General features: G+C 70.1%; 6 protein-coding genes and 13 pseudogenes. 11 read left to right on the plus strand and 8 right to left on the minus strand.

What is annotated here, in order from left to right; translation table 11 throughout:
* Position 1 precedes the first annotated feature (1 nt).
* From UK94_RS23500 to UK94_RS76395, 3 genes and pseudogenes are all read right to left on the minus strand, one after another.
* Positions 2–1238 (minus strand): annotated as a pseudogene (locus UK94_RS23500) (aldehyde dehydrogenase family protein); the annotation flags it as partial.
* A 128-nt stretch (positions 1239–1366) separates the two neighbouring features.
* A partial coding sequence (locus UK94_RS63185; RefSeq protein WP_235489421.1) for an SDR family oxidoreductase occupies positions 1367–1740 on the minus strand: 374 nt, incomplete at its 5' end.
* Between the two features lies 1 nt (position 1741).
* Positions 1742–2461: pseudogene (locus tag UK94_RS76395) on the minus strand (SDR family NAD(P)-dependent oxidoreductase); the annotation flags it as partial.
* Between the two features lie 23 nt (positions 2462–2484).
* On the opposite strand from UK94_RS76395, the gene UK94_RS63195 reads away from it, so the two are divergent.
* From UK94_RS63195 to UK94_RS63220, 9 genes and pseudogenes are all read left to right on the plus strand, one after another.
* Positions 2485–3157: TetR/AcrR family transcriptional regulator (locus UK94_RS63195; protein ID WP_235489424.1), on the plus strand; the 673-nt coding region annotated here is incomplete at its 3' end.
* 128 nt (positions 3158–3285) lie between these two features.
* Positions 3286–3769, plus strand: a 484-nt coding sequence (locus UK94_RS63200; protein ID WP_235489466.1) for a TetR/AcrR family transcriptional regulator, incomplete at its 3' end; no start/stop codon positions are given.
* Positions 3770–4434: 665 nt separating this feature from the next.
* On the plus strand, positions 4435–4968 hold a 534-nt coding region (locus UK94_RS23515), incomplete at its 3' end, for an AzlC family ABC transporter permease (protein WP_235489429.1).
* Between the two features lie 170 nt (positions 4969–5138).
* Positions 5139–5199: pseudogene (locus UK94_RS74830) on the plus strand (AzlD domain-containing protein); the annotation flags it as partial.
* Between the two features lies 1 nt (position 5200).
* Positions 5201–5392, plus strand: a pseudogene (locus tag UK94_RS63205) (AzlD domain-containing protein); the annotation flags it as partial.
* Position 5393: 1 nt separating this feature from the next.
* Positions 5394–5462, plus strand: a pseudogene (locus UK94_RS74835) (AzlD domain-containing protein); the annotation flags it as partial.
* A gap of 286 nt (positions 5463–5748) precedes the next feature.
* A pseudogene (locus UK94_RS63210) lies at positions 5749–5860 on the plus strand (dihydrofolate reductase); the annotation flags it as partial.
* 1 nt (position 5861) lies between these two features.
* Positions 5862–6083, plus strand: a pseudogene (locus UK94_RS63215) (dihydrofolate reductase); the annotation flags it as partial.
* 1 nt (position 6084) lies between these two features.
* Positions 6085–6315 (plus strand): annotated as a pseudogene (locus UK94_RS63220) (dihydrofolate reductase family protein); the annotation flags it as partial.
* A 323-nt stretch (positions 6316–6638) separates the two neighbouring features.
* On the opposite strand, the pseudogene UK94_RS23530 reads toward UK94_RS63220, so the two are convergent.
* From UK94_RS23530 to UK94_RS74840, 5 genes and pseudogenes are all read right to left on the minus strand, one after another.
* A pseudogene (locus tag UK94_RS23530) lies at positions 6639–7259 on the minus strand (glycosyltransferase); the annotation flags it as partial.
* A gap of 1487 nt (positions 7260–8746) precedes the next feature.
* A pseudogene (locus UK94_RS76400) lies at positions 8747–8790 on the minus strand (hypothetical protein); the annotation flags it as partial.
* A 103-nt stretch (positions 8791–8893) separates the two neighbouring features.
* Positions 8894–9412 (minus strand): enoyl-CoA hydratase/isomerase family protein (locus tag UK94_RS23540; protein WP_235489432.1); only part of this gene is annotated, 519 nt, incomplete at its 5' end.
* Between the two features lies 1 nt (position 9413).
* Positions 9414–9638: pseudogene (locus UK94_RS63230) on the minus strand (enoyl-CoA hydratase/isomerase family protein); the annotation flags it as partial.
* Position 9639: 1 nt separating this feature from the next.
* Positions 9640–9733 (minus strand): annotated as a pseudogene (locus UK94_RS74840) (hypothetical protein); the annotation flags it as partial.
* A gap of 104 nt (positions 9734–9837) precedes the next feature.
* On the opposite strand from UK94_RS74840, the gene UK94_RS63235 reads away from it, so the two are divergent.
* A partial coding sequence (locus UK94_RS63235; protein ID WP_235489470.1) for a winged helix-turn-helix transcriptional regulator occupies positions 9838–10012 on the plus strand: 175 nt, incomplete at its 3' end.
* A gap of 1 nt (position 10013) precedes the next feature.
* A pseudogene (locus tag UK94_RS63240) lies at positions 10014–10230 on the plus strand (winged helix-turn-helix transcriptional regulator); the annotation flags it as partial.
* Between the last annotated feature and the right edge of the window lie 228 nt (positions 10231–10458).

The following is a 10458-nucleotide window of genomic DNA, read 5'->3' on the forward strand; positions in this document are numbered from 1 at the left end:
NTGTCGTTGGCGATGCGCACCGCGTCGGCCTCACCGTCGAACGGGATCGCGCACACCACCGGCCCGAAGATCTCCTCCCGGGCGACGGTCATCGTGTTGTCCACGTCGGCGAGCAGCGTCGGCTGCACGTAGTAGCCGTGCGGCAGGTGCTCGGGCCGCCCGCCGCCGACGACGACCCGCGCCCCCTGCGCCCGGCCGGCCTCGATGTAGCCGAGGACCCGCTCGCGCTGGCGGGCGTTGATGAGCGGGCCGGCGAGGTTCGCGGGATCGGTCGGGTCGCCGTAGGGCAGGGCGCCGATCACCCCGGCGAGGATCTCCACGCCCTCGGCGTAGCGCTCGCGCGGCAGGAGCACCCGGGTGAGCAGCGCGCAGCCCTGCCCGGAGTGCAGGCAGGCGCCGAACCCGGCCAGCGGCAGGACCGCGGCGAGGTCGGCGTCGTCGAGGATGATCATCGCCGACTTGCCGCCGAGTTCGAGCAGGGTGCGCTTCATCGTCGCCGCCGACTTCTCCACGACGAGGCGGCCGACCCCCGTCGACCCGGTGAACGACACCATGTCGACCCGCGGGTCGACGAGGAGCTGGCCGGCGACGGCGTTGTCCGAGCAGGGCACCACGTTGACCACACCCGGCGGGATGTCGGTCTGCTCGGCGATGAGCCGGCCGATGCGGGTGGCGTTCCACGGCGTGTCCGGCGCGGGCTTGAGCACGACCGTGTTCCCGGTCGCCAGCGCCGGGCCGAGCTTGTTGATCGTGACCTCGAACGGGAAGTTCCACGGCACGATCGCCGCGACCACGCCGACCGGCTCCTGCCAGACGGCCCGGTGGCTGGGGCCCATCAGGTGGGTGTCCGGCAGGGACCGCTCCCAGGGGAAGCTGTCCATCAGCTCCAGCGGGCCGCGCAGCCCGTCGGCCAGCGGCCAGTCGAGCTGGGCGATGCCGGTGACGGCGACGGGCGCGCCGGCCTCGGCGACGAGCTCGGCGCGCAGCTGCTCGCGCTCGCCCTCGAGTGCCTGCTGGAGCTGCGTCAGGCAGCGGCGGCGCAGGTCCCGGTCGGTCGACCAGGCCGACTCGTCAAAGGCCCGGCGCGCCGCGGCGATCGCGGCGTCCAGGTCGACGGCCGCGGCGTCGCTGGTCTGGCCCAGCACCTGTTCGGTGGCCGGGTTGACGTTGTCGTAGACGGCGCCGCCGGTGGCCTCGACCAGCCGGCCGTCGATGAGCATCCGGGCCTCGCCGACCACGGCGGGAGCGGNGGGGGNGGNGGGGGNCGCGCTCGTCATGGGTCCTCCGCAAGTCCTCCGCCTCCACCACGCCGGGGGGCGGTGATCCGATCGGGTGAGCGGGCGGCCGGGCCTGGCCGTCGCCCGTGCTAGCGACGGACGTCCATGCCGGCGTCGACCTTGAGCAGGCTGCCGGTGAAGGAGCGGGCGGCGTCGGAGATGAGGAACAGGATGGCCTGGCTGACGTCGCCGGGCTCGATCATGGGGAGGTCGGGCAGCATCGTCTGCATCGCGTTGACGAGGTTGGGGTTCGCCTCGATCACGCCGAACAGCGCCGGGTTCTCGGTGACCATCGGCGTCGCGCAGTTCGTCGGCGCCACCGCGTTGACCCGGATGCGGTGCGGGGCCAGCCAGTTCGCGTACGAGCGGACCAGTGCGATGACGGCGTTCTTGGCCATCCCGTAGGCGTCGGACCCGCCGCGGCCGTCGGTGAGCGGCAGCAGCGCGGCCATGGAGCTGGTGGNGACGAGGTTGCCGCCCTGGCCGCGCTCGATCAGGTGCCCGATGGCGACCTGGAAGGTGTTCCACACGCCGATCTGCATGATGTCGATACCCAGGCGCAGGGCCTCGTCGGCGTCGCGCTCGTCGCTGTTGCTGAGGATGACCCCGGCGTTGGCGAGGACGGTGTCGATGTGGCCGAAGCGCTCGACCCCGGCGTCGAAGGCGGCCTGCAGCGCGGCCTTGTCGCGCACGTCGGCCTCGGCGGTGAGCATCTGCCCGCCGGCCTTCTCCACCAGCTGGGCCGTCTCGGCCAGGTCCTCGGCGGTGCCCAGCTTGTAGGGCACGGCTTCGAGGTCGCGACAGATGTCGACGCCGACGATGTTCGCCCCCTGCTCGGCGAACGTCACCGCGTGCGAGCGGCCCTGCCCGCGCGCCGCTCCGGTGATGAACACGACCCGGTCGTCCAACAAGCCCATGGATGCTCTTCTCTCGCCTCTGTCTGCCGCGGACCGGTGGCCCGCAGGGGCGGGGTCCGGTCGGACGGCACGGATGGTCCGGCCGGTGGTCCGGCCGGTGGTCCGGCCGGTGGTCCGGCCGGCGGGGCCACACGCTCCCCCCGAGCGCCGGCCGCCTGTGAGCCACCACACTAGTAAGACACCTGTCATATTGGAACCCCGGGGTGGTCCCCGATCGCCGCAGGCCGCCACGGACACCTCTTCACCTGGCGTGATGCCCGTCCGCATACACTCGTTGCGCACGCAACGCGATGCCGGAATCACCGTCCGGGAATCGCTCGTTGCGACGAGGCCCGAGGGAGGCCGGGTTGCCGACGCCCGATCCGCTTCCCACGCCCGGCCCGCGCCAGGACGCCACGGACGCCGGCTCCCCCATCCCCGGGAGGGACACGCTCCCCGCCGAAAGGGTCACGCCCGCTCCTGGCGGGGACGCGTGGCTGCCGCAGCGCCGGCGTGCCCCGTATCCGGCCAGCCAGGCGATCGGCGCGGAGGGCGCCCGCGCCTGCCAGGAGATCATCGCCGCGGCGCGGCGACTGTTCGTCGAACGCGGCTACCACGGCACGAGCGTCCAGGCGGTGGCCGAGGCCACCGGCCGTTCCGACGCCGCCTTCTACCAGTACTTCCGCGGCAAGCTGGAGGTCTTTCGGATCTTCTTCGAGGAGCTCGGCGTCGACCTGGTCGACCACTTCCAGCGGCTGCCGGTGCTCAGCGCGGGACCAGCGGGGTTCGCGGTGTTCCGGGCCTGGCTGGGCGAGCTCGGCGCCGTGCTGCGCCGCCACTCACCGGTGTTCGCCGAATGGCCGCTGTCCACCGCGGAGGCCGCCCTCGTCGACAACGCGTCCGTCGACAACCCGTCCGAGGAGTACCTGCAGGTGCTCGCCGCGAGCCTGCCGTCGCGGCTGGCCCGCGCCGACACCGGCGGGGNGGACACCCGGGTGCTCTCCGTCGCCGTGATCTGCATCGTCGAGTGGACGCACATCGTCTCCGACGCCCGCGGCAGGGTCGCGCGGCACCCCGGCGAGGACGAGGCGCTGCACGACGCCCTCGCGGGCATGATCCACCGCTCGTTCTTCCCCGCTCCCGAACCGGCTCCCCGCTTCTGCGAGCCGACCCCGCGCTCCCCCGGCCCGTCCCCCGCCGGCCTCGTCCCCCGGTCGGATCTCGCCGCGCTGGCCCGCGCCGCCGGCGTCGTCGGTCCCACCGGCACGGCTCGCACCGCCGGCCCGTCATCCGGCGAGGTCCCCGCGCAGCGGGACGCGCCGCTGCCGCCGGGGCTGCGCAGGTCTGTCACCGGTCGGGGGCGCTCCACCGTGGAGACGATCGCCGAGGCGGCGGTCGCGGCCTTCGAGCAGCGCGGGCTCGCCGGCACCAGCGTCAACGACATCATCGCCCGCTCCGGCGTCGCGCACGGAACCTTCTACCGTTACTGGACCGACCGCACGGCCATCTTCACGACGCTGGCGCACCGCGCCGCGGTGCACATCTGCGACCACTTCGACGCGCTGCTCGCCGTGGGCACCGTCGACGAGCTGACCTNCTGGCTCGACGACTGGCTGCGCATCGTCGAGCGGCACGGCACCGTGTTCCACATCTGGACCTGCGAGATCCTGGACAACCCGCCGCTGTGGCCACTGGCCCGCGCGGTGCGCCTCCATCTCGAGGACGTCGTCGCCCGCCTGCCCACCCCCCGGCCCACCGCCACGACGCCCACCAACACGGAGCCCACCAACACGACGCCGACCACCATGACGATCGTGTTGTGGACGGTGCTCACCGAGTTCCCCTACAACGCCTGGCTGCGCCATCCGGTGCTCACCCGCGAACAGGTGCTGCACTGCCTGACCCTGCTCATGGCCCGCGGCGTCCTCGGCCTGCAGGACGCGACGGTCACCAACGGACGGGCGGAATCCNCCCGCTCTGGCTGANCCCCCCTCTCACNCCCGATCTTCCCGCCGCAGGGAATGTATTACTCCATCGGGCAGGGCGTTGTTACGAGGCGTTTACCGATACTTGAGGCGCCGTCCATTGCACGGACACGACGTAGTTGCACTATGTCAACTTCATGCCGCCTCGGCTATTCACACCTTTCCGAAGAACGGGGACCATCTCATGGGCCCGAAAACGGACGGGACGGNGCCGTCGGGCGGCGGGCGAACTTGGGGCGACATCGACATCCCTTGTTGTTGACCGACAGATTCCGCGTGTTCATTATATTCAACATGCGATCGACGTGGAGAACTCTGAATCGGGACTTACTGCGCGGAATAGTGCTGGCCTGCCTGTCGGTGGGCGTCATCGGCATCTCCTACGGCGCAGTCTGCGTCACCTCTGGGTTCCCTATGTGGTTTCCGGTCCTCGCCGCCACGCTCGTACTCGCGGCATCGTCGGAGTTCCTGTTCGTCGGGGTGATCGTCGCTGGCGGCAGCCCTGTAGCCGCGGTCCTGGTCGGCCTGCTGGTCAACGCCAGGCACCTGCCTTACGGGCTGGCGATCCCGCCCCGGGTAATTCAGCCCGGGTGGCGCCGGATTGTGGCCTCTCACCTCATGAACGACGAGAGCGTGGTGCTGTCCCTGGCCCAGCCGGACCTGCCCCGACAGCGCGGCGCCTACTGGGTCTGTGGGGCAGGCATTCTGATCTGCTGGCCAGCCGGGGCGCTTTTCGGAGCGCTGGCCTGGAACGTCATCCACGACACCGACGCGTTCGGGCTGGACGCGATGTTTCCTGCGGTGATCCTGNCCCTCATCCTGCCGGCACTGTACGAACGCGGGATGCTCCGGGCGGTNCTGACCGGGGCGGCGATCACGCTGGCCACGACGCCCTTCCTGCCGTCCGGGTTGCCGGAGCTGCTGGCCCTGTGCGCGGTCTTCCTCAACTCGGCCCCGGAGAAGCAGGAGAGGGCGGTCTGATGCCCTACCGACCCGCGGTGCTCGTCGCGCTGCTGGCCCTGGCGGCCGGCACGTTTCTCTNCCGCTTCACGGGACCGGTGCTGCGGTCCCGGCTGGCCTTCCCGCCGCAGGCCGAACGCCTGCTGAACACGGCGGCAATCGTGCTGCTGGGTGCCCTGGTGGCTTCGTCCGCGCTGGCTACCGGCCACCACATCAACGGTGTCGCCCGGCCGGTATGGGTACTCGTGGGCGGCGTGCTTGCCTACCGAAAGGTNCCCTTTCTGGTGGTCGTGGTCGTCGCCGCGGCCGTCACGGCAGTCCTCCGCCTACTCTCCGTGCCGTAGCCCGTGTCGCACCACTGGTTGCGGTCCAAGCAGAGCCCTCGGACGACGAACCCACGCCGCCGACTCGCATTCCGCGGTCGGAGGACACGGGAGAATTGATCTGCTTGTCAACAACGTCACGGGTACCTCGACGCCTCCGGGCGGTTTCCCGCAACTCGACGACGACGCGTGGCAGCACACGTTCACCATGACGCTCATGCCGACAGTCCGGACCACACGCGCGGCGCTCCGACTTCGCGGCGCGCCGGTCTGTACGCCTGGGACCGACTCACGGAAGGCTGGCGCCATGCGGAAACTGATCTACGGCATGAACCTGACCCTGGACGGCTACATCGCCGCGGCCGGCGACGACCTCGGCTGGAGCGGGCCGCCGAGCGACGAGCTGTTCCAGTGGTGGCNCGGCCACGAGCAGGCGAGTGGCCTGTCGCTGTACGGGCGCAGGCTGTGGGAGGCGATGAGCTCCTACTGGCCGACCGGCGACCAGCAGCCCGACGCCACCCCGGCGGAGATCGAGTTCGCGCGGAACTGGCGCGACACGCCGAAGGTGGTGTTCTCCTCGACGATCGCCAAGGTCGACGGGAACACCCGCCTGGTCACCGGCGACGCGATCGCAGAGATCACNCGGCTCAAGGCCGAGGACGGCGGCCCCATGACCATCGGCGGCGCGACGCTCGCCGGGGCGGCCATGCGCGCCGGACTGATCGACGAGTACGCGATCGTCGCCCATCCGGTCCTGGTGGGCAGCGGCACGCCGTTCTTCACCGCGCTGGACAGCTGGGTGAACCTGAACCTGGTGGAGACGCGGACGTTTCCCGGCGGCGTGGTCCTGACCAGGTACGAGACGAGGCGCTGAGCGCTCCTCNGGGAGTCACGGGCCAGATGTTCGGCGGTGCCGCGCTTTCCCGACCCCCTACTCGCATACGGCCGTCGCGATATTCCGACCGTTCAGCGTGCGCCGAGCGACTGGCCTGCGAGGTGCGGGTGACCCTCGATCGCCGGGCGCGCTGGTTATCGGTCTTCCCAGGGATGCCCTGCGGCGAGGAGTGCGGCGCGCTGCCAGATGAGCAAATATTGACCCCCCCCCCCGGAGAAATTGCCGTTCTGACGGGAACGCTGTGCGTCATGACGCCGGTAGCGCAGGGTGGGAATGTCGAGCAGGATTCCGGTGGCGAGGGNGGAGCCGGCGATGAGGGTTGCGGTGTCCTCGACGCCGCGTAGTGCCGCCCATCCCCCGACGGCGAGGAGCAGAGTGCGGCGCCACATCACCCCGGCCGGGTGCACCGGTGGCAGGGTCTGGTCGGGAAGGGCAGACGCCCACGCGACAGCCAGCGCACCGCGGGCCAGCGGCCCGGCGGGCACGGCCAGCGGCAAGGTGTGCAGGGTGCCGTCGGCGTGCAGGTCACGGGCATGACCGACCGCATAGCCGGCCGCAGGATGCGTGGCGAGCGCGCCGCTGAGGGCGGCGAGCGCGTCGGGTTCGAGCTCGTCGTCGGCGTCGAGGTTCTGGACCAGCGGCGCGGTGCATTCGCCGAGGGCGATGTTGCGGGCGACGCCGGGGCCTTCCCGGGTGCCGTGCGCGCCGATCCGGACGCGGCCGTCAGCCGCCGCTCCACAGGCGGCCAGTGTGTCGAGAACGTCGTCGGACGGCCCGTCGATCTGCACCCGCCACGTCCAGTGCGGATGACGCTGCCGACGCAGCGACTCCCACGCCGCCGGCAGGTAGCCCGCGTACTCGGCGTGAGCCGCGGTGACCACATCGACCCGCATGTTCGCAGTATGTACCGATCCGATCCGCATTCGTGTGGTACATATCCGGAGAAGATCCGCCGGAAGGAGGCACGTGGACGTCGCATCGATCAACGCGCGGCTCGGTCAGGCAGCCTCCACCGACTCCCGTGAGTTGGACCGGGTCTGCGAGGATCTCGCCGCCGAACTGATCGACGCCGGCATCGAACCCCCCTTCNAGATCCCGTCGGCGGACTTCGTCATCGACCCCTGGCTGATCTGCGCCGACCGGTACTGGCGCCGCCGATTCCTGCGCGAGCCCACCGTCGAGGTCGCGGCCCGCTGCGCCCGCTGGCTGTACGACCACACCGAACCGCCGATCCGCCCGAACATCATCGAGAAGTGGTCGCTGGGCTACGCCTTCATCACCAAGGACAGCGTCGAGTNCCGCCACGACCTCACCCTCGCCACCGGCCGCATCNTCGAGACGACCCAGGGCTCGGCCGACATCTGCTACTTCGCCGCGCTCTACCACGCCGGCAAGCTCCGCTCGAACTTCTGGTTCGACGAGCTCCACCNATTCCTCGAATCCGCCCTGCTCGCCGTCGCCGCCGGCCGCCACCGCGACGACCCGCTGTTCACCGGCCTACGCGCCTTCGCCGCGTTCGGCAGCCGCACCATCACCATCAGCCACGCCCTCGACCTCCTCGACACGGCCTGGCGCGCCACCCCACGTTCCCGGGCCGTCGTCGACGTCTGCCTGGGCGCCCTCGCTGCCGCCCCGCGTTTCCCGGAACGGGGCGAGCAGCTACGTCGCCGCGCCACCGANGCCGTCACCGAGTTCCCGGACGACCATCTGTTCCAGTTTCGCCTCGCGTGCGGCCAACGCATGTGCGGCGACTACACCGACGCACTCGACACCATCGACACCGCGCTGCGCCTGCTGCCCGCGATCGGCACCCGGATCAGCCACGAACTTCTTCAGGAGCAGTACCTACGGGAACGCGACGTCATCGAAAAGGGTCTCGATCTCGCCGAACTGGCCGCTGGCCAGCAAACCCGCTGGCGTGCCCAGGACGCCGCCNACCGCGATCTGCGCCGGACGTTGCAGACCTCCGCGATCCGCGCCGTCGAACTCGTCACCGTCTTCACCGCCNCCGTCGCCTTCGCCGTCGGCTCACTCCCGATCACCCTCACCGGCAACCTCGGCTTCCGCGACCGCGCACTCCTGCTCACCATCCTCGGCGCCGGGCTCCTGCTCTTCGCGTTCGTCATCATCGCCGGCACCTGGATCATCACCGGCCGACACCACCCCGACCCCGACGCCAGTCCGCCGGACAGAACCAGCAGGTCCTGAACCCCGGGGCGACTTCACATGTTCGGGTCGGATGCTGGTTCGGTCAGCGCGTCCTCGTCGTGGCACGCGGGGACGGCTTCGTCGGTCGCACCAGGCGAACCAGACCATCGCCGCCTGGTAGGAGAACTCTCCGCGCAGCGCGCCGAACTCGCCGTCCGCGTGCACCAGGCGCACATCCGGGTAGCCGGCGGCCGGCAGGAGNCGACCGGCACGGTCCAAGACGTCCTCATCGATGTCGATCGAGATGACCTCGCCGGNCTCGCCCACCAGTTCGGTGAGCAACGCCGAGTTGTACGAGCTCCTCCGGGCCGGTCACCGCCTCGCCCTGGAACCACAGGTCGCCGGTGTCCTAGGTGATGTCGTCGACAAGAGCCTCGAGGCGGCGCTCTCCGTCGCGGGTGTGCGCGCCGGCGGCCAGTGCAGCCCTGGCGAGACGGGTTGCGGCGGGTTCGTCGAACAGTCCCTTGAGGAGCTCGTTGGCCTTCCGCAGGCCGTGCGTGGTCGATTCGACCGCGGTGTCGACCGCTTCGGTCGCGGCGCGGGCGACGCCGGGAGGAAGAGCGGCGATGCGGGCGGCGAGGGTGTCGACGACGTGGTCGAGCTCGGTGTCCGGCACGGCCCGGTTCACCCATCCAATCCGTTCCGCGGTCGCGGCATCGACCAGCTGCCCGCCGAGGATGATCTCCAGGGCACGCGCGCGACCCACGAGACCAGGCAGGTAGGCAGTGCCTCCCGCACCCGGGATGATTCCCAGCCGACACTCCATCTGCGCCATTGCGGCGCGTTCGAGCGAGGCGAACCGCAGGTCCATCGCGGACAGCAGTTCCGCACCGCCGCCGCGGGCCAGTCCGCGCACCTTGCCGATGGTNATCTGCGGCAGCGACCGAATGCGTTCGTGCAGGCGCATCATCGGGTTGAGGGACTGGTCCTGTTCGGGCGCGAGGGGGAGGGCAGCGAACGCCGCGGGGTCGTCGGCGGTCGTCATGTCGCCGTGCGCGACGAAGAAGTCCGGATCCGCGCTGTCGAAAACGATCACCCGGATGTCGTGGGCGCCGGACATGGCGGCCGCAAACCGGTCCAGGTCCGTCATCAGGNCGGTGTCGAGCAGATTGATGGGAGGGTTGTCGATCACGACGTTCGCCACGCCGCCGGCGAGAGAGATCGTGAGGGTCGAACATGCGTTAGTCATGATTCCCGTTTCGTCGTCAGACCGTCCGGTATCTGATGTATATCTAGTAGCGCGGATATACTTCAACGAAATCAGGTATCGCGAGGGAGACCGACGTGCCCGACGTGACGCTCGACGGCGACGGCCGACATCTGCTCGACCAACTCTTCGACAAGTGGTCCCTGCTGGTACTGGCCGCACTGTGCGACCGCCCCCGACGCTTCAACGAACTCCGGCAGGACATGCCCGCCGTCACCCCGAAGTCACTGACCGCCTGCCTGCGACGACTGGAGCGCAACGNCATGGTCGAACGAGCGGTCGTGTCCACGGATCCGGTGGCGATCGAATACCGCATCACCCCCCTGGGCCGGACCCTTCGGTCCCCTGTGCACGCCATCCTGGAATGGGCTGTCGGTCATCTCGACGCGGTCGAGGCCGCCCGCTGTCACTACGACGAGGGGGGGCCTAATGGGGGGTGTGACGATCTCGAATCCTGGATCATGCCAACAAAAAGCTAACAAATTGCTAGCAAAAACTAGCGGCCCCGATCCGGCCTCCGCACCGCCCCACCCACCCGAACACACCCACACACCCCGCCACAAGAACCACCCACAGTGACCTCCGGAAATCCCGCAAAGGTCACGGGACAACCCGACGATGACATAACGTCACCGACCACAGTCACACACCGTCGCCGATCACGCCCTGACTTCCGTAGATTGGCCCTGCCGCCGACTACATTCTGT

The sequence above is a fragment of the Frankia sp. AvcI1 genome (assembly GCF_001420875.1).
Taxonomy (GTDB): domain Bacteria; phylum Actinomycetota; class Actinomycetes; order Frankiales; family Frankiaceae; genus Frankia; species Frankia alni.